Origin of the sequence: Proteus columbae, from assembly GCF_009914335.1 — a bacterium.
Lineage (GTDB): Bacteria > Pseudomonadota > Gammaproteobacteria > Enterobacterales > Enterobacteriaceae > Proteus.
The window spans coordinates 2,022,180-2,046,747 of record NZ_CP043925.1 but is presented as its reverse complement, the minus strand read 5'-3'; the positions used below and the strand labels follow the sequence as shown (position 1 = coordinate 2,046,747).

Annotated in this window: 21 protein-coding genes; 14 read left to right on the top strand and 7 right to left on the bottom strand. The window is 35.7% G+C overall.

The window, feature by feature from the left end; genetic code table 11:
* Positions 1 to 333 precede the first annotated feature (333 nt).
* Entirely contained in the window at positions 334 to 1,863 is a 1,530-nt protein-coding gene (gene pntA, locus F1325_RS09815; protein WP_109372270.1) for a Re/Si-specific NAD(P)(+) transhydrogenase subunit alpha, read from the top strand.
* Between the two features lie 11 nt (positions 1,864 to 1,874).
* Positions 1,875 to 3,263 carry a Re/Si-specific NAD(P)(+) transhydrogenase subunit beta gene (pntB, locus tag F1325_RS09810; protein WP_160230387.1) on the top strand — a complete coding sequence of 463 codons (1,389 nt, stop codon included), beginning with the start codon at positions 1,875 to 1,877 and terminating at the stop codon, positions 3,261 to 3,263.
* Between the two features lie 72 nt (positions 3,264 to 3,335).
* On the opposite strand, the gene uspE is transcribed toward pntB, so the two are convergent.
* The gene (uspE, locus tag F1325_RS09805; RefSeq protein ID WP_109372272.1) at positions 3,336 to 4,286 is read right to left on the bottom strand and encodes a universal stress protein UspE; all 951 of its coding nucleotides are present in this window, start codon (positions 4,284 to 4,286) and stop codon (positions 3,336 to 3,338) included.
* Between the two features lie 141 nt (positions 4,287 to 4,427).
* Positions 4,428 to 5,186 carry an FNR family transcription factor gene (locus F1325_RS09800; RefSeq protein ID WP_036912995.1) on the bottom strand — a complete coding sequence of 253 codons (759 nt, stop codon included), beginning with the start codon at positions 5,184 to 5,186 and terminating at the stop codon, positions 4,428 to 4,430.
* Positions 5,187 to 5,759: 573 nt separating this feature from the next.
* Here F1325_RS09800 and F1325_RS09795 point away from each other — a divergent pair.
* The 7 genes from F1325_RS09795 to F1325_RS09770 all read left to right on the top strand — a co-directional run bounded on the left by F1325_RS09795 (position 5,760) and on the right by F1325_RS09770 (position 14,254).
* Positions 5,760 to 6,305, top strand: a complete 546-nt coding sequence (locus tag F1325_RS09795; RefSeq protein WP_244313563.1) for a hypothetical protein — start codon at positions 5,760 to 5,762, stop codon at positions 6,303 to 6,305.
* A gap of 14 nt (positions 6,306 to 6,319) precedes the next feature.
* Positions 6,320 to 7,204, top strand: a complete 885-nt coding sequence (locus F1325_RS09790; protein WP_160230386.1) for a 4Fe-4S binding protein — start codon at positions 6,320 to 6,322, stop codon at positions 7,202 to 7,204.
* A 128-nt stretch (positions 7,205 to 7,332) separates the two neighbouring features.
* Complete coding sequence (locus tag F1325_RS09785; RefSeq protein WP_109372274.1) at positions 7,333 to 8,358, top strand: NAD(P)H-quinone oxidoreductase; 1,026 nt, start codon at positions 7,333 to 7,335, stop codon at positions 8,356 to 8,358.
* A 656-nt stretch (positions 8,359 to 9,014) separates the two neighbouring features.
* Positions 9,015 to 10,709, top strand: coding sequence for a tyrosine decarboxylase (locus tag F1325_RS09780; protein ID WP_244313562.1), 1,695 nt, complete (start codon positions 9,015 to 9,017; stop codon positions 10,707 to 10,709).
* A gap of 420 nt (positions 10,710 to 11,129) precedes the next feature.
* Entirely contained in the window at positions 11,130 to 11,936 is an 807-nt protein-coding gene (locus F1325_RS09775; protein ID WP_160230385.1) for a PadR family transcriptional regulator, read from the top strand.
* Positions 11,929 to 12,084 carry a hypothetical protein gene (locus F1325_RS19175; RefSeq protein ID WP_164996164.1) on the top strand — a complete coding sequence of 52 codons (156 nt, stop codon included), beginning with the start codon at positions 11,929 to 11,931 and terminating at the stop codon, positions 12,082 to 12,084. The genes F1325_RS09775 and F1325_RS19175 overlap by 8 nt, the downstream gene beginning before the upstream one ends.
* Positions 12,085 to 12,742: 658 nt before the next feature.
* Positions 12,743 to 14,254 carry a carbohydrate porin gene (locus tag F1325_RS09770; RefSeq protein ID WP_109372277.1) on the top strand — a complete coding sequence of 504 codons (1,512 nt, stop codon included), beginning with the start codon at positions 12,743 to 12,745 and terminating at the stop codon, positions 14,252 to 14,254.
* Positions 14,255 to 14,378: 124 nt separating this feature from the next.
* On the opposite strand, the gene F1325_RS19500 is transcribed toward F1325_RS09770, so the two are convergent.
* Both F1325_RS19500 and F1325_RS19355 read right to left on the bottom strand, forming a co-directional pair.
* Positions 14,379 to 14,459, bottom strand: a complete 81-nt coding sequence (locus F1325_RS19500; protein ID WP_348272622.1) for a hypothetical protein — start codon at positions 14,457 to 14,459, stop codon at positions 14,379 to 14,381.
* Between the two features lie 49 nt (positions 14,460 to 14,508).
* On the bottom strand, positions 14,509 to 14,730 hold the full coding sequence (locus F1325_RS19355; RefSeq protein WP_244185011.1) for a hypothetical protein: 222 nt from the start codon (positions 14,728 to 14,730) through the stop codon (positions 14,509 to 14,511).
* Positions 14,731 to 14,981: 251 nt separating this feature from the next.
* On the opposite strand from F1325_RS19355, the gene F1325_RS09760 reads away from it, so the two are divergent.
* From F1325_RS09760 to F1325_RS09740, 5 genes are all read left to right on the top strand, one after another.
* Positions 14,982 to 15,638, top strand: a complete 657-nt coding sequence (locus tag F1325_RS09760; RefSeq protein WP_244185012.1) for a hypothetical protein — start codon at positions 14,982 to 14,984, stop codon at positions 15,636 to 15,638.
* Positions 15,639 to 15,932: 294 nt separating this feature from the next.
* The gene (gene ahpC / locus F1325_RS09755) at positions 15,933 to 16,496 is read left to right on the top strand and encodes an alkyl hydroperoxide reductase subunit C (RefSeq protein ID WP_006536680.1); all 564 of its coding nucleotides are present in this window, start codon (positions 15,933 to 15,935) and stop codon (positions 16,494 to 16,496) included.
* Between the two features lie 69 nt (positions 16,497 to 16,565).
* Positions 16,566 to 18,131: an alkyl hydroperoxide reductase subunit F gene (gene ahpF, locus F1325_RS09750; RefSeq protein WP_160230384.1), complete on the top strand. Its 1,566-nt coding sequence runs from the start codon at positions 16,566 to 16,568 to the stop codon at positions 18,129 to 18,131.
* Positions 18,132 to 18,295: 164 nt separating this feature from the next.
* Positions 18,296 to 19,288, top strand: coding sequence for an alpha/beta hydrolase family protein (locus F1325_RS09745; protein WP_160230383.1), 993 nt, complete (start codon positions 18,296 to 18,298; stop codon positions 19,286 to 19,288).
* 181 nt (positions 19,289 to 19,469) lie between these two features.
* The gene (locus tag F1325_RS09740) at positions 19,470 to 19,949 is read left to right on the top strand and encodes a hypothetical protein (RefSeq protein WP_109372280.1); all 480 of its coding nucleotides are present in this window, start codon (positions 19,470 to 19,472) and stop codon (positions 19,947 to 19,949) included.
* Positions 19,950 to 20,023: 74 nt separating this feature from the next.
* On the opposite strand, the gene F1325_RS09735 is transcribed toward F1325_RS09740, so the two are convergent.
* From F1325_RS09735 to F1325_RS09725, 3 genes are read right to left on the bottom strand one after another with little or no spacing between them, the layout of a single operon-like run.
* Positions 20,024 to 22,537 carry a PEP/pyruvate-binding domain-containing protein gene (locus F1325_RS09735; RefSeq protein ID WP_109372281.1) on the bottom strand — a complete coding sequence of 838 codons (2,514 nt, stop codon included), beginning with the start codon at positions 22,535 to 22,537 and terminating at the stop codon, positions 20,024 to 20,026.
* A complete protein-coding gene (locus tag F1325_RS09730; protein WP_160230382.1) occupies positions 22,521 to 23,402 on the bottom strand; it encodes a phosphatase PAP2 family protein in 882 nt (293 codons plus the stop codon). The genes F1325_RS09735 and F1325_RS09730 overlap by 17 nt, the downstream gene beginning before the upstream one ends.
* The gene (locus tag F1325_RS09725) at positions 23,396 to 24,496 is read right to left on the bottom strand and encodes a glycerol acyltransferase (protein WP_160230381.1); all 1,101 of its coding nucleotides are present in this window, start codon (positions 24,494 to 24,496) and stop codon (positions 23,396 to 23,398) included. Before F1325_RS09725 ends, F1325_RS09730 begins: the two co-directional genes overlap by 7 nt.
* Positions 24,497 to 24,568: the final 72 nt, after the last annotated feature.

Sequence of the window (24,568 nt, the reverse complement as noted above, 5' to 3'; positions counted from 1 at the left end):
GTTTATCACATAGGGATTAATTATTACATGTAATAATAGCATTTGTCGCATTATTTTATTTAGCGAATCACCACAGAGTCAAATGACCAGTATATGTTACCAGATATTTACCTGAATATAGTGAATAATTCATAAATATGCCTTTTCGACTAAAATGATCTAATTAAGTTCAATTTTAGCTTTACACAGATATAGATTATTGGTTTTATTTTCAGTAGGTTATTAGAACTCCGATTAATGGTATGCATATTATTATTTTTAACATTTTTTTTGCATGAATGTGAAGTTAACGGAGAAGTTTTAACAGAACTCTATGGATAAGAAGGGAAAATTATGCGAATTGGTATACCCAAAGAGCGACTTTCTAATGAAACAAGGGTTGCAGCTACACCAGCTACAGTGACTCAACTCATAAAATTAGGATTTACAGTCGCAGTTGAAAATGGCGCAGGTATTGCCTCAAGCTTTGAAGATAAAGCTTATCAGGACGCCGGTGCCGAGATCCTCGCTCTTCAAGATGTTTGGGAATCAGACATTATTTTGAAGGTAAATGCACCACTGGATAATGAAATTACATTGCTACAAGATGGCGCGACACTGGTAAGTTTTATTTGGCCAGCTCAAAATGCGGCATTACTCGAAAAGTTAGCTGAAAAGAATATTAACGTGATGGCAATGGATAGTGTGCCACGTATTTCTCGTGCACAATCTCTTGATGCGTTAAGTTCAATGGCAAATATTGCAGGCTACCGTGCTGTTGTAGAAGCTGCCCATGAATTCGGAAGATTCTTTACTGGACAAATTACCGCCGCAGGTAAAGTGCCACCAGCTAAAGTGATGGTTATTGGTGCTGGAGTTGCAGGTCTTGCTGCGATTGGTGCCGCAGGAAGTCTTGGTGCAATTGTTCGCGCATTTGATACTCGCCCTGAAGTTAAAGAGCAAGTTCAAAGCATGGGTGCTGAATTCCTTGAGCTTGATTTTAAAGAGGAAGCGGGTAGTGGTGATGGCTATGCTAAGGTGATGTCAAAAGCATTTATTGATGCTGAAATGGCATTATTTGCAGAACAAGCAAAAGATGTTGATATCATCATTACAACGGCATTAATTCCAGGAAAACCCGCTCCTCGTTTAATTACGAAAGAGATGGTCGATTCAATGAAGCCAGGAAGTGTTGTAGTCGACCTTGCGGCTCAAAATGGTGGCAACTGCGAATATACCGTGCCTAATAAAGTCTTTACGACAGAACATGGTGTAAAAATCATTGGTTACACTGATTTAGCTGCTCGTTTACCAGCACAGTCATCTCAACTTTATGGTACTAACTTAGTTAATCTATTGAAGTTATTGTGTAAAGAAAAAGACGGTAATATCAATATTGATTTTGATGATGTTGTCATCCGTGGTGTGACTGTAATTCGTGCGGGTGAAGTAACATGGCCAGCTCCACCAATTCAAGTTTCAGCACAACCTAAAGTTGCTCCTGCCGCAAAACCACAAGAAAAACCCGTTGCTAAACCAGTTTCACCTTGGAAGAAATACAGTTTATTAGCGATAGCCTTTTTATTGTTTGCATGGCTTGCAAATGTTGCACCGAAAGAGTTTTTATCTCACTTTACGGTATTCGCACTTTCTTGTGTTGTAGGTTATTACGTTGTTTGGAATGTAAGTCATTCATTGCATACGCCATTAATGTCAGTGACAAATGCAATTTCAGGCATTATCGTCGTTGGTGCTTTACTCCAAATTGGTAGTGGTGGCTGGGTTAGCCTATTTTCGTTTATCGCAATATTGATTGCGAGTATTAATATTTTTGGTGGATTTACTGTTACTCAACGTATGTTGAAAATGTTCCGTAAAGGATAAGGGAGACAATTATGTCCAGCGGAGTTGTTACAGCGGCATATATTGTCGCCGCAATATTATTTATTTTCAGCCTTGCCGGCTTATCAAAGCATGAAACCTCTAAACAAGGTAACTACTTTGGTATTGCAGGGATGGCAATTGCATTGTTCGCAACCATTTTCGGGCCTTATGCTGGCAATGTGGGTTGGATCATTATTGCAATGGTAATCGGTGCCGTTATTGGTATTCGTTTAGCTAAAAAAGTCGAAATGACTCAAATGCCAGAATTGGTCGCAATCTTACACAGCTTTGTAGGTTTAGCGGCAGTTTTAGTGGGCTTTAACAGTTATCTTGACCACAATACAGCAATGGATCCTGTCATGGTGAATATCCATCTAACAGAAGTCTTTTTAGGGATCTTCATTGGTGCTGTTACATTTACGGGTTCGATTGTCGCTTATGGTAAATTAAGTGGGAAAATGTCATCTAAACCGATGATATTACCTAATCGTCATAAATTAAATCTTGCAGCTTTAGTGGTTTCTTTTTTATTGATGGTTTGGTTTGTTAAAACTGACAGTGTTGGTTTACAAGTTTTCTTAATCATCATAATGACTGTGATTGCCTTGGCATTTGGTTGGCATTTAGTTGCGTCAATTGGTGGTGCGGATATGCCAGTTGTTGTTTCGATGCTGAACTCTTACTCAGGATGGGCAGCAGCAGCAGCAGGTTTTATGTTAAGCAATGACTTGTTAATTGTAACGGGTGCATTAGTGGGTTCTTCAGGTGCTATCCTTTCTTATATTATGTGTAAGGCGATGAATCGCTCTTTTATTAGCGTAATAGCGGGCGGATTTGGTACTGATGGCTCAGCGTCAACAGAAGAAGGCGAAATGGGTGAGTACCGCGAAACAACCGCAGAAGAAGTGGCTGATATGCTGAAAAACTCAACCTCAGTTATTATCACTCCAGGTTATGGATTAGCGGTTGCTCAAGCACAATACCCAGTTCATGATATTACTGAAAAATTACGCCAGCGTGGTGTGAAAGTGCGTTTTGGTATTCACCCAGTAGCAGGGCGTTTACCGGGTCACATGAATGTGTTGTTAGCAGAGGCTAAAGTGCCTTATGACGTTGTATTAGAAATGGATGAAATCAATGATGATTTCTCCGACACTGATACAGTCTTGGTTATTGGCGCTAACGATACAGTAAACCCAGCGGCACAAGATGATCCAAATAGCCCAATTGCAGGTATGCCAGTATTAGAAGTGTGGAAAGCGCAAAATGTTATTGTGTTTAAACGTTCAATGAATACCGGTTATGCAGGGGTTCAGAATCCACTATTCTTTAAAGAGAATACACAGATGTTGTTTGGCGATGCTAAAGCCAGTGTGGATGCAATTTTAAAAGCACTGTAATAGATACAGATAGCGAATAGCAAAAAGCCAGTCAAAATTTTGACTGGCTTTTTTATTTAGTATACAGAGAGTTTAATCGTGATCACTATCAACAGTAATAGGGCAGGTAAAACCATCAGGTTTGATAGCCAATAAATCACATTTGATATGATCAATCAGTTGCTCCGCAGTATTTCCTAAAAATGCGGCTGAAAGCCCCGTCCTTCCTAAAATACCCAAAACAACAATGCCAGCATTTAACTCTTCACAAACTTGAGGGATCACTTGTTCTGGCAATCCTTCTTTAACATGTGTTTTCTCTTCGGGAATGCTGAATTTCTGGCGAAGTTCCTTCATCGCAATAAGGTGTTGACCACGTAGTGCATTGTTATAAAGATTAGGATCAAAATCAGGTAGCTCAATCGCAATATTAATCGGCGCAACGGGATAGGCGCTAAGTAAATGAACATCAGGATCTTTTTGTATGCGATGAGATAAGTCGGTTGTTAGCTCAATCAGTTTCAGATTAAGGGCATCATGATAAGATTCTTCATTCGATAAATTTGCAGCGACAACGATAGTACCGTATTCAGGCCACTCTTTATCTTTGACCATCCAAACAGGGCAAGGACATTTTCTAAGCAATTGCCAATCCAGAGGCGTAAAAATGAGTGAACCTAATTTATCATGTTGGTGAGCCATTTTTATGAGTAAGTCATGTTGATGTGCAACAACTTCTTCAATAATGGCTTCATAGGGGCGATTATGCCAAATGACTTTTATATCAATCTCTATACCCGCTTCAAGGTAATAGCGTGCTTGTTGTTTGATCCAAGCTGCCTTTTGGCTGATAACACCTTTACGCATTGCATTACGTTCATCGGGAGATAAAAGGGTTGTCATGTCATAAGAGAGATCATAAACAGGTAGAAAAGCTTTTATCCGCCCACCATTACGCTGAACGATATAGACAGCACGGCGAAGTGCTGGTTGGTCATCTTGGTTAGGATCAATGACAACGAGAAGGTTTTGATATTTTTCCATTGTAATATCCTCTTTAGGGCTGGATTTATCCATCTACAATTTAAAGATAACCCAAGAAGATAAAATGCAATAGTACAAAATAGAAAACGGGGCACAAATTTGTGTGCCCCGTTATAAAATTAGCGTGTGAAATGTAACAGATTAAACTTCAACTGATGAAGGAAGTTTTCCTGCAAGTTCACTTAACAGTGTACTATCTTCGATAGTAATGTATTTGCCTTTAACGCTTAACATGCCACTTTTCTGGAAGCGACCCAGTAAGCGACTAATTGTTTCGACAGTTAAACCTAAGTAATTACCGATATCACCACGAGTCATGGTTAAACGGAATTCACGAGGAGAAAAACCACGCTGTGCGAAACGGCGTGAGAGGTTATAAATAAAAGCAGCCAGACGTTCTTCTGCATTCTTTTTCGATAGCAGTAAGATCATTTCTTGGTCACCTTTGATTTCACCACTCATTAGGCGCATCATTTGTTGACGTAAGTTAGGCATTTTGCCTGACAGGTCATCCAAAGTTTCGAATGGAATTTCACAGACCATAGATGTTTCTAAAGCTTGTGCGAAACTTGGATGTTCAGTATTAATAATGGCGTCAAAGCCAACCAAATCACCAGCAAGATGAAATCCTGTTATTTGCTCGTCGCCTTCTTCCGTGATGGTATAACTTTTAATTGTACCGGAACGTATGGCATAAAGTGATTTCAGCTCATCACCTGCTTTAAACAAGGTTTGACCTTTCTGGATGGGCTTTTTACGCTCGATAATATTATCGAGTTGATCAAGCTCATGCTCGTTTAAAGTAAACGGGATGCAGAGCTGGCTAATACTGCAATCCTGACAATGGATTGCACAACCGCCAGATTGGATTCGGCGAACGACGCGTTTTTCTGGGATCATAAGCTTGCTCATTACAAATAAAAATATTGATATGCGTCAATTTTAACACATATTGCAGTAATTAGTAAGGGGAATAACGGTACGTGTGGAAATAATTCTGAATGTAACAAAACATGTATCTTGATAAAAACAATGTTTTGCTTAAAGGTCTATTTAGAACAATTTGCGCTAACCCTATACTCAATTGGTATATTATTCGATTTTCTAACGAAGTCATAGTGCTATTACTAAATTATCCTTGTCAAAAGCCAAAAATGAAGAGGCGCTTCAATATTTTCTACCTTTATATTGACATTTTATTTACGTCTCTACCTTAAATTCGTATTTTTTATGCATAACTCTTTATTTTTATAACAAAAAATTAGGTAAAGTTAACTAGATGTATTTTTGATGCAACTTAATGCTACCTTGAATTAGCTTTTCCTTATAAAAAGTGGGGGATATGCAAAGAAGTGCGGAATATTGAAACATTCTGTTACCTCTTTAGTGGTATTGATATACATCAATTAGGGTTTACCACTTTATCTTAGTGCGCTATGTCTTTATGTTGTAGTTGTTTTGATAAAAGGGCATATGAATAAAACCATACTGGCAATTATTGGTTTGTTTGGCATCATCGATATATTTTGTATGGCATTACTGTATTACAACACCTCAATGCTGACATGGATGCACGCAAATACCTATTTTATGTTTATAGGTACATTATTTGCAGCAGGCTCAGTTATTGCACTATCAATAACTGCATTTCGTGTTAAAGCATTTGTGAATGATGAGTTAGCAAAAAGGATTGTAATAGGTGCATTAGTAATTGTTTTCCTTTCTGTAACATTACGTATGACGATACAGCCGTTCTATCTGGAATGGATGTCAGCAGTCATTTCAACAAATGATGGAATAACGTTCCCTCACACGCTTATCATTGCGTATAATGAAACATTCGGATTAAGAATATCTGCATGGCTTATGTCAGTTCTTGGTATTTTAATGATGGGATACAGTGTATGGAAATATCGTAATGCTGTATTTACTTCAGGATTGCGTATGGTGTTAGCAAGTAGCGCAATAATACTGATTGCAGAAATTCTTAATCGTTTTGCATTTTTTATTGTTAAGTAGTGGAGTAGTGATGTATGAGGCGTTTTATTAAGGTAGATCTTCCTCCTGAACCGATTATTAATGATAAATGTGTTAGAAAACGCCTCAAACAAAGCCTATGTGATAGTTGTTCCAAAGTTTGCCCTGTGGGCGCAATCACTTTTGCTCACTTAGATGTAAAAATAGACAATGAACTCTGTTTTCAATGTGGTAATTGTCTATTTACCTGTCCCGTTGACGCGATAGAAAATATCGCGCCTCACGAAAGAACACACCAAGATAATTACCTTGTTGTTAATCATGATGAACCGTTAGCAAGTACAGAAGAATTATTAGTGTGGCATCGCCAATATCAAATTAGAGGAATGAAGATAGCACAGTCTTTAGTGGATAAATGGCTTCCTGTTTTAGCAAACTTAAATCTTCAACTAAAAACATTACAAGAGCCTATTTGGCAATTAATTATCACAGAGCCTACTGATATTGATAGCGGACGTCGTTTTATGCTTTTTCGTCAAAAATTAGATGAAAAGTCGCTCAATAAAAATCAAGTAAGAACAGGATTAAATGCAAGAAAACAACTTTATCCTGAAGATAGTTGGTTCCAGATTCAGTTAGACAAAGACAGCTGTATTCTTTGCTCTGCCTGCGCCAAAGTGTGTGATGAAGGTGCGATTAAACTTGAAAACAATATATTCATGCTTGATGAAAAGCGTTGTACGGGTTGCATGAATTGTGAAGTGGTTTGTTTTCCTAAATCTATCCATGTTAATGAACAAGTTGCTAAAAATAACGAACCAACACACTACCATTATTATAATGCCCACTGTGAAAAATGTCGTTTAGCCTTCTTATCTTGGACTCCAGAAGCAAAATTGTGCCCGATTTGCATACAACATCAGAAGCAAGGTTGGTTATAATCTCTCTCAAATAAACTTAAGTTATTTATTGCTTAATAAGCTCACACCCTTATTGGGGTAAGATGTAATATATTGATTTTATTTGTTTATTATTGAATTTTGAGAGTGAAAAAATAAAATGGGAGCATATGATGAAAACAACTGTTTTACCTGCGGATATGTTAGAAATTGCCATTACAGAGCCAGGTGGTATTGATAAATTACAACCCCAACTATCACCGATACCGTCACTTCCTCCACATTATCTTTTGATCAAAGTTGCAGCTTCTGGTGTAAATCGCCCTGATATTTTTCAACGTCAAGGTAGTTATCCTCCACCAGCAGATGCTTCACCTATTCCAGGTCTTGAAGTTGCTGGAGAGGTTGTCGCATTAGGGGAAAACTGCACTAAATGGCAGTTGGGCGATAGAGTCTGTGCTTTAGTTGCTGGTGGTGGTTACGCTCAATATTGTATTGCGCATGAAGATATCGCATTACCGTCAATGAATTTAACAGACATTGAAGCAGCAGCATTGCCTGAGAATTTATTTACTGTCTGGGCTAATTTATTTCAGTTAGGAAAACTAAAACAAGGTGAATCTGTTCTTATTCATGGTGGAACATCGGGAATAGGATCAACTGCCATCATGCTTGCTCACACAATAGGTGCGACAGTTTATACAACAGTTGGCTCTGAAGAAAAATCTGCCACAGCCCGCGCGCTCGGCGCTGATTATGTCATCAATTACAAACAGGCCGATTTTGCTAAAGAAATTCCTATTTTAACTGAAGGGAAAGGCGTTGATGTTATTCTTGATATTATTGGTGGGGATTACGTAGAAAAAAATTATCAAGTTGCCAGCAAGTTTGGGCGCGTTATACAAGTGGGCATGATGAAAGGAATGCCTAAAAATTTAAATATGATGCCAATGATGATTAAGCGTTTAATTCATACTGGTTCAACGATGCGATCTCGCTCAATAGAAGAGAAGGCACAAATAGCGCAAGAATTAAAACAGCAAGTGTGGCCACTTATTGCTGAAGGAAAAATTAAACCAATCATTAATGCTATTTTTCCATTAAAAGAAGTGGGTAAAGCACATGAGTTAATGGAGTCTGGTGATTTAATTGGTAAGGTGATGCTTGAAATCTTATCTTATAACGGAAAAGAGTAAAAATAAGAGTGCTTAAAACGTATTTGATATAAGAGTAAGCATTTTTTTACTTTCTAAAAAGCGAATATTCCGAAAAACACATGTTAAATATTTCATGTGTTTTTTTATGTATTGAAGAAAAAGTGAATAACATTTAAATAAATAAATTCTTATTTTAGATAAGTAATTTAATATCTATTCTTTTTAATAGACACTAAGCAATAGAAATATTCGTTAATTCTAATTAAGGCGGATTTAAATGTTGACCTTATCAAAAATAATATCACATTTACAGAAATATAACTTAAATCAAAATTGATAGTGAATTTAGGAAACTAACAAATAAAGCTAAATCATTTATCATTAAAGTATCTTTTGCTTAAATCAAATTAGAAAAATATTAACTGATATCAATAAAATAAAGAAGATTCTTACTCATCATGTAGTATATCATTTGAATAAAGATTAATTATTGACGATTAATAAACACAAATCTCATTAAAACAGATAATAAAAATTTATATATAGGTGCGATGATGGCAAATTACAAACAAACCTGTCTGAGTGCTACAGAACGTGTATACCATACCCGAACCATTGAAACTCTTACATGTTATCATCGAGAGATGGCAAAAATACTAATGAATAGTGAGTATTCTTTTCCTAAAGCAAATAAAATGAAAAGAAATAATAGCGAGAGTTTAGACGCTAAAATAAAAAGTAACACTATTGAAAAAAAAGCAGTAGATAATGCTTATGAACGTATTTTAGAAACTTTAAAACAGCAAAATAATTATAATCAATCTGACATTGAACCTTATTTTTCCCATCATCATTCACAAGTGATGCAATTGGCGAAATTTGGTTATCTTTCTGCATTAGCATACAACTCAGATAATGTTTTTAATAACCATTCCCCCTTACTAAAAGAACAAGAAAAGAAAATTACAGATGATCTCTGTAAATTAATCGGTTTCTCATCAGAAGATGCATTTGGTCATATCACAACAAGCCACACTCTTGCTTGCTATGAAATATTATGGGCACTTAGAAATTTAAAAACATTACCAATGGCAATTGCTCGTCATCCAAAATCACGAGATTTGGTTGCAGATAAAAAAGCCTTTGAGTTATTCAATATGTCTGTCACAGATATTTTAGCAATAAGCGAACAACTCAATGAGCGTGGGATTTTTGATGATGTTAGTCATTTAACATGCCGAGGAACGGGCATGACAAAAACAATGCATTTAGGAAAACTGCTTGTTCCTGTTTCCCGTTTCGAATTTTGGAAAAAAGCAATGGATATACTTGGGTTGGGATATGACAACCTTATTGCATTGCCTATTGATGAAACATTTAAAACCGATATTGAAAAAACACGCAGTATTGTTTTTCGCCTGATTGAACAAGGTGAGCCTATTCTTGGTGTTATAGGAATATTAGGCGCACCGTCTTATGGTTGTGTTGATAAGTTAAAACCACTTTTTGAGCTAAGAAAAGAGTGTGAGGAAAAATACAATAATTCATTTTATATCCATATTGATGCATCGCAATTTGGCTATATGAAAAGCTTATTTCTTGATGATAATTATGAAATTATCCCTTATCAGATTTTGTGTGGAAAATTAAAGAAAGAAGCCCCATTACTTGAATTAACATCTGAAATATATGAAAGCATCACACAACTTTCTCTCGCTGACTCTGTCTCTTTTGAACCGTTTCAAGCTGGATTTTCACCATATCCTACGGGTATAGTCTGTATTAAAGATGCGCGTATTAGTCGTTTTTTAACAAATCCCCCTAGATTATGTCCAGAGCAAGCAGATGACGTTCCTGAAATTGATGGTATTCAATCTGCACCAGCAGTGGCGTCTATGTGGAGTGTGCATCAACTCTATCCTTTTACTTCATCTGGATATGGGAAATATGCACAAATTCAATGGGAAACGCGGGTCAAACTTGAGCAGTTTTTTAATCAAGCCGCAGCTTTCGAAAAAGAAGGTGAGCGCTATTATATTCGTATTTTATCTGCATCTGACTTTAATAAACTAAATTTTGCGATTGTAAAGAAAGGAAATAAGGACTTAGAAACGCAAAATGATCTTAATAAAACAATCTATGAAAACTTGGTTATAAAAAGTCATCATAAACAAGATTTAAGTTTATTAACGCTTTGCGCCCGTAATAGTGATGATGCACCAGCGCAGTTTTGTTCTGAGTGTGGTTTTGATAGCAATGAGTGGGAAACCATCAAACACTTAAATTTGTTGCAGCTTACTATAAAAAGTACTGAAATTTGTGATGAACAACAAATTGAAGCTGGATATCAATATATTAAGAAAGTGGTTTTATCTGCATTAGACCAGTAGCGATATCTCTTTTTTATATTTTCTACAATTAAAATAAATTTTGTTAAAAAGCGAAGTAGTGGGTTGTTACTCATTATCTTCGCTTTTTTAAATGGATTAAAGGTGACGGTGTCACTAGTTGTATTGTAAATATGTTCTGTTTTTTGTGAGCATCTAAAGCTAAATGTGTCTATTTTTTATTCATCATTGTTAATTATCTTCTTTTATTTTTATTGATAGCACGTAAAAGCAAGATAGAGAATGATAATCATTCATAATTAAGACTATGTTTGAAAAATATAATCATAGATAAATCATATTGTTAATAAGAAAGATAATTTAGATGTGTATTTAGATATATCTAAAACTTGATCATTTAGATATATCGGATTATATTACACTCTATGAATTCGATATATCTAAAACAATGAGGGAATATTTATGATGATTCGAGCATTAAACTCACTTTATCAACAGCGTGCTGAAAATGGCGGACATGGTCACGGAAAAGGGTGTTGTGGAGGTAAAGGCAAACATAGCCAGCACCAAGAAAATCATAGCGAGCATTGCTGTCATGGTGAACATGGTCATGGACACGAAGGTCGTGGTGAATGCCGTCATGGTGAACACGGTCATGGACACGAAAGTCGTGGTGAGTGTTGTCATGGTGAGCATGGTTCTGAAGGGCATGGAAAACAACATGGTCGTGGATGCGGTGGCAGAGGTAAAGGCCAAGGTCGCCAGTTAAAACGTATGTTTGATCATGGTGATTTGCGCGTTCTGCTACTTAGCATGATCTCGAAAAAACCAAGCCATGGTTATGAAATTATTAGAGAAATAGATGAGGCATCTTCAGGATTATATGTACCTAGCCCAGGTGTTATTTATCCAACGCTAACACTACTTGAAGAGCAAGAGCTATTAGTTGCGACGATTGCTGAAAAAGGTCGTAAAAACTACAGCATTACACCCGAAGGCACTGCATTTTTAGCAGAACATCAGGATATAGATGCCAATATTCAAAAGAAACTGGCTTATGCGAGAGATTTATCTCAAAACGCGGGTGGTGTTTCTGAGGAAATTGAATCTGCTGTTGGTAAATTAAAAGCAGTTTTACGCCATAAATTAGTATTAAAAGAGCTCTCTGTGGAAAGAGCAGGACGTATTGCTTCTATTCTTAATGAAGCAGTTGAGAAAATTGAAGCTATCAATGAGGCATTGATCTCAGAGGAAAGGGAAGATGAATAAAACAGATACTCAGCTACAAAATTCAAGAAGAAATAATGAAATAGACAAAGATGATTTGGAAAACAATCCAGCAGTAAAAGAACAAATTTGCCCTAAAATGCCAGTTTCTTATTTTCGTAGAGCGTTACGTAAACCTGGCAGAATATGATAATGATGGACGGAGGTTATAATGATATGACCTCTGTTATTTTCCCTTCAATCAAGCTACTCCTACCCACTTGTTATCATTATAAATGGTTTCTAAATATCAAAGCCCCCTAATTCCTGATAAAACTCTCTTTATCTTCTATCGCTATCTAAGTTAATCCTTAACTTCATTTATTTGTAAACCATCATTTTTTGATGAGGATTACATCGTTTTTCTTAGGTTATTGTACTAACCTCAAAAAAATCACAAATGATTGTGGAAATGTTCCACATTAACTATTATTTTATTTAGCTAGTGAACCCATTATAAAATTTGAAAACTTAAACCAGAGATATGCTTGAAATAATAAATTAAATACTGAATCAAAATAATAAGCGTTTGTAAGTACTTAAACGAGAATAAGTACCTTAGTTCAAACGTAGCCTTACTTATGATGTAGGACGCTAGTCAGCATAAATAATGGCAAAGTGATGAGGTATCGGTTTATTTCTTGTTAAGAATAGAAATAATGATGCGAATAACCGATTGATATTTATAAAAATATTATCGAATAAAAATAACAATACGCTCACCAGATAGAACAATCAATCAACTAAATTGATTGTTATGTATTTGCCGTACCTGTTAAACCAACATTTGCTAATTTAGGAATATTCGAATGAAAGTAAAAGCATTATCTGTTGTGATAAGTTTAATACTCGCTACACCATTATGTGCAAATGCACAAACTGATATAAGTGCTATTGAAGCAAGATTAAATGCACTTGAACAACGTGCAACTGCTGCTGAAGCTAGAGCCGCTGCCGCAGAACAAAAAGCAGCTCGCCTTGAGCAATTAATTAATTCCAACAGCCTATCTAAAACGGATCATGTAAAAACCGTCGGCATGGAGCAACGCGTTGCTATATTAGAAAAGCAATCTGATGAGGCTCAAGCAAAAGTAAACATTGCTCAAACTCAGCTTAATGAAATCCAACAAAAACAATCTGCTCAGCTTGCTAGTACGAAAAATAAAGAAGGTACGGGCTTTTTCTCTACCAATACAAATTGGGGTGATCTCAAATTGTATGGTGACGTTGAATATAATATCGATGCGGCAAGTAAAAAAGGGCAACTAACCTCGATGAGAATGATGCCCGGTAATCAAAAAGACTTTGATGATAATGAAAAATGGTCACTTAACGGGCGTATTTTAATTGGTGTGGATGGTGAACGAGAATTAAAAAACGGCAATTATGCTGGTTTTCGTGCTCAGCCTATGGCTGACATGACAGGTAAAATGAATCTAGATGATGCTGTTTTCTACTTTGGTCAACGCGATAAATGGCAATATAAAATTGGTCGTTATGAAGCTTACGACATGTTCCCTCTAAACCAAGATACATTTGTTGAATATTCAGGTAATACAGCAAATGATTTATATGGTGATGGTTTTGGCTATATCTATATGATGAAAGAAGGGCGAGGTCGTAGTAGTGACGGTGGTAGTATGATGGTTAACACACACTATAACGACTGGTATTTTGAGCTAAATGCTTTAGTTGAAGATGGAACTTCTGTTTTTAAAGACAATGAATATCATGGACGTAAACTTGATAATCGCAAAAATGTTATTTATATGCGTCCTGTTGTTGCATGGCAGAAAGATAATTTAACTATTGCAGGAGCAATAGATGCAAATGTGATAAACAAAGCCTATGGCTATGATGATGAAAATGGAAAATTCCAAGATCAATCGCGACGTACAGGTTATGGCTTAACTGTAAAATGGGACACTTTAGCTAATGATCCTATTAACGGTATTGTTGCAAATTTAAGTGCTGCTTATCTCGACGCTAAAGATGAAAATGATTTTTCTATTGGTAGTAATGTGTTGTGGCGTAAATTTCAACTTGGTTATATTTATGCTCATAATGATATTAAAACTTACTATCACAAAAACGGGAATAGCAGTGGTCAAAATGACACCTATTTAACGCTCAATCCTGGTAAGTACAATATCAACACTGTATTTGCTTCTTATGAACTGCCTAATATTTTAACTATGGATAATTTTAAAACCTATTTAGGTGCTTATTATTCACGTATAGATGGTAAAGACGACATTAATGTAAATAGCAGTGATAAAGATCGTTACGGTGCCCGTATTCGCTTTAAGTATCTATTTTAATTTTATTTTTAGTACTTCTTGTTAGGGATTGATTTTATATAAAGACTTCAAGATACAGCGTATTGTTGGCTAATTGAGGTCTTTATATTTTTATATAGTTTGCTCAGTGTTGGGATATAAAACATCAGATACCCGATAAGAAAAAAGCCTTAACTAACTTTTCAGCTGACCACTCTTTAATGTCTGAAACTTGCCCATCACCAATTTCAACTAAACGTAATTCTCCTACTGCATTTTTGACTACATCAATGGAATTATAGCTGTTGATATTCGTCTTTATTTAGCATCCATCCACGCCAAATAACAGGAGAGTCTGATTTAAAAGGATGTGAAAACTTATATTTACCCAATGCCATATCTTCTGATGAGAGTAACAAACAATGAATATTTAGCATTTGGGCGCAATGATATTCTTGTTCAAAAGCCTCATCGGGTTTTCCTGTTTTCGAATAGTCATCGGGGTAAATTATTTGCATAAGAAATTCCTTTTAATTAAATAGGTTTGTGAAGAACATCCTAACGCTTTATTTAACGACTTGAACCTTTTTCCTATCAATTACATGTTCTCTTTTCTAAGTTGTGAGATCTCTCGATTTTTTGATCTTTTTCGACTAGGTATCTGATTTTGCTCGTGCCATTGTTTTATTTCCTGCCATAATCGATTTAATATTTACAGACACTTAACTAGCGTATTAAGTGCAAATGATATTTATTAGGAAATCATTCAATGCCTTTTTATATACAAAACAGTAATTCAAATAGTGACAAAACCGATAAGAAAAATAGAACCAAACCACTATTAATCGGCTTAGCCTTAATTCCTTCATTTGTGTTTGCTAATGATCTTTCTCAATTACCGCAAAAAGAACGTGTCGCTTACTTTACGCAAGCGCAGCAAGCGGGGATCACCGGTGTTGCAATTAAAACAAAGCCTGTCCTAGCAAGACCAGCCAAAGAAGGTGAGATCATCACAACGATAATTAAAGGTGAAGGGGTTGAAACAGTTTCAGAACCTGCAAAAGAGGGAGATTGGGTAGTACAAAATATTTGCCCAGAAACAGGTAATGAGGAAATCCTGGTAAGGAAAAACAAATTTATTCAGCGTTATAGCGAAACAGATAAAAATAAGATCAAAATCAATATAACGTCTTATCCTGATAACTATCAGCCTTTTATCCCCAAAGGTATCGAAATGAATTATTTCATTGTACCTGAATCTACACCAGCGTTTGCGATGAAGGCTCCTTGGGGAGAATTACAACGTTTTCAATCGGGCGATGCTATTGTGCAATCCACAACAGATAGCCAAGATGTTTATCGTATTCAAAAGGCGGCATTTGAATGTACTTATACTATTCTTAAACCTGCCAAATTAGCGCAATAATATTGAATCTATCTATGCTGGATTGAATATTAATTTTATAATTCATGGCGTTATAATTATACCCTTATCGAAGATAAGGATATTAAATAGAGAGTAGGTTAAGAAAGTAGGTTAATAAAAGGTAGACGTAATTGGCTTGTTGTCCATTTGCTTTAATAGCTACATTTCGTTAACCTATCTCTATCAATTTCTTCAACTCATTAGGTGAAACCTATTGAACTGATAGCAGGAATGTATTAGCTATTCTCAAATGGAATAGGTACATTAGTCCCATACCAAACAGGAGGAAATACAATGTCTTTAATTAATACCCCAATCAAACCATTCAAAAACATGGCATTTAAAGACGGTCAATTCGTAGAAGTGACTGAAAAGGACGTCGAAGGCAAATGGAGCGTTTTTTTCTTTTACCCTGCAGACTTCACTTTTGTGTGCCCAACTGAATTAGGTGACTTAGCTGATCATTATGCTGAGTTCCAAAAAATGGGCGTAGAAATTTACTCAGTTTCTACTGACACACATTTTACCCATAAAGCATGGCATAGTAGCTCAGAAACTATCGGTAAAATCAAATATGGCATGATTGGCGATCCAACTGGCGCATTAACTCGTAACTTCGAAAATATGCGTGAGAACGAAGGTCTTGCAGACCGTGGTACTTTCGTTGTTGACCCACAAGGTATCATCCAAGCAATTGAAATCACAGCAGAAGGTATTGGCCGTGATGCATCAGACCTGCTGCGTAAAGTTAAAGCTGCTCAGTATGTAGCTAGCCACCCAGGCGAAGTTTGCCCAGCAAAATGGAAAGAAGGTGATGCAACTTTAGCTCCATCACTGGATTTAGTTGGCAAAATCTAAATAAGAATTAAGCCACTAAAAAGTTATTTATCGGGTGTTTCGGCACCCGATTTTATTGAGGGTGCAAAAATGTTAGATAATAATTTAAAAGCTCAATTGAAAGCTTATTTAGAACGATTAACCCAGCCAGTTGAATTAGTAGCAACATTAGACGACAGTAAACATTCTGCTGATATCCAAGCGCTATTAAAAGAAATCGAACCATTATCCGATAAAGTCACTTATCGTGAAGATAATAATGCAAATGTACGTAAACCATCTTTTCTTATTACCAACCCTGGGAAAGGAACTGGTGTTCGTTTTGCAGGTTCACCATTAGGCCATGAATTTACTTCATTAGTTTTAGCATTACTGCAAACTGGTGGACACCCATCAAAAGAAGCACAAGAATTACTTGAACAAATTCGTCAGTTAGACGGTGAGTTTCATTTCGAAACCTATTATTCGCTCTCTTGTCATAACTGCCCTGATGTTGTTCAGGCATTAAACTTAATGGCGATTTTAAATCCGAAGATCACACATACTGCGATTGACGGAGGCATGTTCCAAAATGAAATTCAGGAACGTAATATCATGGGCGTTCCTGCTGTATTCTTAAATGGTAACGAGTTTGGTCAAGGCCGTATGACCTTAGCTAAAATCGTTAACAAAGTAGACAGCAATGCAGAAAAACGTACTGCAGAATTGTTGAATCAAAAAGCTGCATTTGATGTATTAATTGTGGGTAGTGGTCCTGCGGGTGCATCTGCAGCTGTTTATTCCGCTCGTAAAGGTTTAAATACAGGCCTTATTGGCGAACGTTTTGGTGGTCAAGTTCTTGATACTGTTGATATTGAAAACTACATTTCAGTACCAAAAACTGAAGGTGCAAAACTTGCAGGTGCATTAAAAGCTCACGTTGATGATTACCAAGTGGATGTGATTGATAGCCAAACTGTTAGTCGCTTAATTCCGGGTGCATCAGAAGGGGAATTACATCAAATTGAAACAGCATCAGGTGCAATTTTAAAAACCCGTAGCCTAATTATTGCAACAGGTGCTCGCTGGAGAAATATGAATGTTCCCGGTGAAAATGAATACCGTACTCGTGGTGTAACTTATTGCCCACATTGTGATGGCCCACTGTTTAAAGGCAAAAGAGTTGCTGTTATTGGTGGTGGTAACTCAGGTGTTGAAGCTGCAATTGACTTAGCTGGCTTAGTTGAACACGTAACAGTATTAGAATTTGCTCCAGAAATGAGAGCAGATGCGGTATTACAGAAAAAATTACGTAGCTTAAGCAATGTAGAAGTTATCTTAAATGCGCAAACTACAGAAGTATATGGTGATGGCACTAAGTTAACCGGTCTAAAATATAAAGATCGTACTAATGATTCTATGCATGATATTGCATTAGCAGGTATTTTCGTTCAAATCGGTTTATTACCTAATACACAGTGGTTAGAAGGTACTGTTGAGCGTAATAAGATGGGTGAAATTGTTGTTGATGCTCGTGGCGAAACTAATATCAAAGGTGTGTTTGCAGCAGGTGACTGTACAACCGTACCTTATAAGCAAATCATCATTGCCGCTGGTGAAGGTGCAAAAGCCTCACTTAGCGCATTTGATTACTTGATTCGTACGACTGCAAAATAAGTAAATCAACGTTAAAAAATTTAATTATTTTATATCGTTTAAAGCATCTCAATCGAGATGCTTTTTTCTGCATTAATTTCCACTTACCTTAAAAATCCTATTCATAAACCCCAAACAACCTATGCTATTATCACGCAAAATTAATAATCTATAGGGAAGTTGATATGAATATAAATAAAATATGTTTTAGACAAGTTGTTCCTGCGCTATTTTTTTCCCTGCTATGTGCTAGTTCTTTTTCTGTCAACGCAGATATTGAAGTGCGTGATGAAACTTTATATGAAGCGCATCAACGCTTTAAAACAGAAATTATAAACGACAGTTTTGATAATATTGATCCGCCTTGGGAAGCACCACCAGAAATATTTAATGTGATTAAATATTCGGCAAAACCAGGAGATATGTATGCCTATTTAACACCACCTCCAGCAAATAAAAAAATGAAATTACCTGCTGTAATTTGGTTAAATGGAGGCTACGGCGGAATTGGTGGTGATGATTATTTTTGGCAACCTAAACCAGTTGATAATGACCAAACAGGTGCAACTTTTCGTGATCCCAATATGGTGTTGATGATCCCATCTTTCCGAGGTGAAAATACTAACCCTGGTCGTTATGAAATGTTTTATGGCGAATTAGAAGATTTAGAATCAGCGAGAGAATATTTAGCCTCACTGCCTTATATTGACTCTAAACGTATCTATGTCGTTGGACATAGTACGGGAGGAACTAGAGCATTATTAGCGAGTGAATATAGTGACAAATTTAGAGCCATTTTCTCCTTGGGCGGAATACCTGATCTTAAATTAAGAGCTGAAGGTGATATGATAGTTGAATTGCCTTTTGATAGAAATAACGAAGAAGAGTTTAATGTTCGCTCTGTATATCGCTATATTAAATCAATAAAAACACCAACTTTCTATTTTGAAGGACGTGATTATTTTTGGAATGAGTTTAATGAACTACGAGCGGTTGCAATGGTGCATAATATTCCATTAAAAATATATAATATTAAAAATGGTGACCATTTCAATATCATTGCGCCTGTCAGTAAATTAATTAAAGATAAAATCTTGTTAGATACTGATACAACTAAAGAAAGCAATATTCGATTCACAAATGAAGAGATTAAGTGGATCAATAAGCAGGTTAGATGATTATTGATAATTTAATTTTTCTTTCAAGTGGAATGTTTTAATTTTTAATAATAATATCCGCTCTTTTATTTAATCGATAAAAGAGCAGTATTTTTTAAACTAATACATTATTTTGATAAAGATATTAAGTGTATTATGATTAAACGGATTAAATTATCATTTAAAAATGAAGGGATTTATTATGCAAGCTAAACTTGCTTATCAATGGAAACAACAAAGACGTGGGAGACTCTCTTTTTTAGGTTTAGAAATTGCTTGGACAATTTTCTTTTCTATTGCAGAAAACTTAGCTGATCGATGGTATATAGAACTTTACCCCGAAAAAATGGAGTCAATTACCGAAAGTTATTTTTACTATCAATTTTCTTTTACACCATATGGCCTAATAGAAATGGTGTTTTTAATAGTACAAGTCTACATATTTACACTTATTTTATCTCAACGAATAAGAGATATAGGTATAGGCTATCCTATTATTATTTCACTTATTTTAACGGCTAGTCCTATTTTATTAACACCATATTTATTATTTAATGCACCATCTATGTTAATGGTGTTGCTTTCTATATTATTAATCGCTGGGTTGGTTGCTTTATTTGCACCATCAGCTTATAAAGTCGATATTGATACTAATAAAGACGCCAAAGAGAGTAAAAAATAAAATAATCAGTTAAAAGACAGATTGATAGTATTAAGCAGAAAAAGCATCTGAAAGATGCTTTTTCTGCTTAATAATTAAGATAAGATTTCTATAATACCTTTTTGTCCATCAACCTTTACTTTTTGCCCATTTTTTAAAATATTTAAGATATTGCGAACACCCATTACTGCGGGTAATCCCAATTCTCTAGCAGTAACCGCACCATGAGATAATGGCCCACCACTTTCTGTAATAATGCCAGATGCACGGTAAAAAAGTGCTGTCCAAGCAGGGTTAGTTGTTCTTGCAACTAAAATGGCATTCTGCGGAAATTCGGCAAAATTCTCTGGGCCATAAACAAGATAAACTTCACCTTCAACAATACCTGCACTACCAGCTAGTCCCTTTAATTGATGCTCATTTGTATTTAGTGCATTACAACTATCTTCACCATAGATCCATTGTGGTGTGACTGATTTTGCTTTTAGATATCCCGCCTTATTTTGGTATATATGATGACGTAACTGATTCCACTCAGTAGGATTATCTGCAAGAATTGCATCAGCTAAAGGTTTTTCATTAGCAAAATAAATATCCATTGGGCAATCTAAGACGCTACGAATAACCAATCGCTCTCCTAATGCTTTTAATCCGCGACGCATAGGTAAAGCTAATCGAGTTGTTTGATAATGTTCTAAGTCATCAAGTGCAGTATAAACACGAGCTAATCGAATAATCTCTTGTAAGAAAAAGCGCAACTCTTCTGGTGCATCAGAGATAATTGAAAATTCCGTTTCTGACTGCAGAATTTTTTTACCTAATGGATCATCGGTTTGTTTATCATCTGCTAAGTCTGCCATTGCTTTAATTTGAGTTAATACAATATGTGGGGCATCTAACCAAGTAGGATGATATGCATCAAAATCTAATTCTCTATGACCATGATTAGCTAAGAATAAGGTAAATTGCTGGTGGAAATGAGGATCACATACCTCAATTTCTTGCATAATGCTTTCAGGAACAATGGATGTTATAAGTTTGAGAAGTTGAGGGTGCTGACGCACATAGCGAGAAAGAGTCCAAAGTTCCGCATTCACTTGCCCAGTTTTAGTTTCAGACATAGCAATTAAATTATCGAATGCTGTATGTGCATATTTTTCTTCTTTAAAGAAGAGTTTTAGCAATGCCATTAATGCGGAATAGAGTGAGCGCTGAGTTAAGGATATGGCAATATTAGGTAAAAAGTAATCAGCACCTAACTTATTAATTCTTTGCACATAATCCCATAATTGAGGCAAGCTTTTATCCTGCAATGGTTCATTCATCAATGCGCCAATAGAGATTAAATATTTATCTAAGTCACGCATCCAAGTAATAGGCAATTCCTGCACCCAACTGAATTTTTGTGCAATTTCAGGCAAAGATTTTAATAGGGTAGGTAAATCATTCATCATCGAAGTAGGGAGACGATTACTATACAGGGAAACCGCATTTTGGTTGCCATAAATATAATAATCTTGCATCCCGAACCATTTACCATTAAATGAAGGGAGCCCCATAAGATTAAGGCTAAAATTTAATGATGAGTGAAAACCAGCTTCACACATATCCCATGTTAATGGCGTGATAGGATTAGGGAACCTTTCTGCCGATTCTTCTCTTGTCCAAATAGGGGCGATTTGTGTCACATTGCGTGATTGTAAAAGCCACAATTTTCCATCATGAAATGCCCATTCTATATCTTGTGGAAAATCAAAATATCTTTCCGCTGAAATAGCAAGCTCCGCAACTTGTTTGCATTGTTCTGCTGTCAATGAAGACATGGATTGTTGGGCAGAAGCAAGAGGTAAGATTTTAGTGCCATTATCAACCATAACGATGGCATTTATTTTTTGAGCTATTGTTTCTTGTTTTAACGCGAAACTTTTTCTATCAATAAGAAATTCGTCCACAGGATCTTCACCTGCAACGACGGTTTCACCTAATCCAAATGCTGCATTAATTAATACAGTTGACAGAGAGCCTTGAACCGGATCAACAGAAAAAGCGACTCCTGCTGCTTCATTTTCTTGGACGTTAATCATTCTTTGTAACACAACAGCCATCGATGCTTGAGTATGGGGTAAATTTAAATGCTGACGATAGAGCATAACGTGTGTGTGCCATAAAGATGCATAGCATTGGCGAATAGCATCTAATAAATTAGGCAGTGTTTTAACACCTAATACAGTATCGTGTTGCCCTGCAAAAGCGGCTCCTGGCATATCTTCTAATGTTCCTGAAGATCTTACGGCCAAAGCGGTATTATTTAATTGGAGCTCATTTAATCTTGAACTTAAAGAATGAATTAAGTCCTCTGGCATAGATGCTTGTAAAATTAAATGGCGAATATTTTTACTAACGGCTTCAATTTCTTGTTTTTTTTCTGATAATAAGCAATTAATTTCAGATAGTAATGGCGTGATAAATAACTGATAAGCTTGGCAAGATAGAATTAAACCATCAGGAACAGGCAGTGACTGAATTGTTTTTGCTAAACTCGCGCCTTTACCTCCACTAATAGATACTTCAGAAGCAATAGGCTCGTTAATTTTATAAATGAGTTCCATATTCGACCTTATTATTTTTACAAGTGATGTAAAGCACTAATAATGCAAGTAATGTACCGACAACAACATCAATGCCGTAGTGGTAATGTAAATAGACAGTTGCCAAAATAAGTCCTATTAAGATAGGAGATAAACAATACGCTATTTTTCGATAACCTGAAAAATAGAAAAAACCAACAATATAAAGCGTGATCCCTGTATGCAATGAAGGAAAAACATCCATTCCTGTAATCCCTTTGTCAACAAGATCAGTTAGAAATAATGTCATTGCACCAGGGTAAACTGGATAGTTAAAGTCAGAAGGAAAAGCAGAGTAAGGACCTGCTGCAGGGATAGAGAAGTAACCAATAAAGCCCCAAAAATACATTAGCATTAAGCCGAAAAAATAGTTTTTAGCCAGTGTATTATTTCGGCTAAAAAAGAAGAAAAGGGCACTACCAATAATCAAAAAGTAGAAACTAAAATAGCAAAAAGAAAGAAATTCACTTAGCCAGCCAGACTGTAAAGAAATTGCCCATTCGGGCAAACTTTTTCCAAACCATAGGAATTTGTCTAGATTATATAAAATATCATCAAAACTCCATTGGTATAAACCATAGCGAATCGATTTAAATAGAGGGAAAATAGTCCAACAAACAATTAGTTGTAATAAACCAAACCAATAGAATCTAGAATGAGAGGTTGCTTTTTGTGTTTTGTATCCAATAAAAATGAGCAATACCCATAAAAAGAAGCCTAAAAATATGGGGAACAACATTTCTGTCGCATTAGTTAACCAACTTCCATAAGTTCCCAAAGCCCAAATAATAAATAATTGTAGAGAAAATAAATGGTTAAAAAGCATCCTGGCTTTTGTAGTTAACATATTTGAGCGCCTTTCTTCCTTATTAAGATAAAACCGAATAGTGCACTGGCTAAACTTATATCAATAAATATGGGGAAATAGAATAGGAGCATGACTAAGATGGGAGTCCAAATTGCAGTTGCTATTGCACCACCTAATATTTTGAAAAAGCTAATGGTATTACGAGCATCAGCAAAATGAGACGCAATAAGTGATGATAGTAATATTGGAAATAAAATATACATAAATAAAAATGAAATATAACGCCAAGTTAAAATAGAAGATTTCTCTATATTTTGATTATCTTGATCGGCTTGATATGGGTTATTTTGATATTCTATAAAGGATCCTGAGTAAGAATATCCCTCTTTATTTTTAATAAAAGCATGCTTTGATGCTTTTTCAAAAATATCAACGGTAGGACAGTTAACAGAAACTTTATTTAATGAAATAGAAATCTCATTATGAATATTTTGCTCCCATTCCCTAATCGATAAATTGTTTTGTTGTGATGTTATACTTATGGTCTCACCAATATAAACCTCAACGTTTGAACTGAATTTATCGGGGGCTATATAAAATAATCCCATAGGAATAATATCAAATACCACTCCCTCACTGATTAATGTTCTGATAATTCTGGCAGCCCCTCTTTGATAGGGTAATGGCTGAAAACCCCACTCACTACTACCTTCTGGAAATAAAAGTAAATCTCCACCTGCTTTTATATGTGCAATCGCGGCCTCTGAAGGACTTGAAAAAGTATTTGTATTTATACCCAAACGCTGTCTATCTTTTTTTCTAACTACCGGAATACCCGTAAAAAATAGTCTCATTAACCGACTATTTAATAATTGTATTGATGCTAAAGCTTGAGCTTCGGGAAATGCTTTTAATGCCACATAACCATCAAATGCACTGTTCCGATGACTACATAGAATTAACTTTGGATGTGTATTTTCAGCTTGAGATCTACTAGGGTAAATAAGTGAAATTTTGGAAAAGTAGATTTCTCTAATTGCACTCGAGATGAATCGATAATAAAAAGGAAGTGGAGAACCAGCAACAGAAGAGGAGGTTTTTCTTAATGATGAAGGCAATGTTGAATTAGGCATAAGATTTCCTTACATTATTCCTTCTTCAAAAACATATCACGCCCTTAAAAAAAGTAACACTAAAAAATTAAA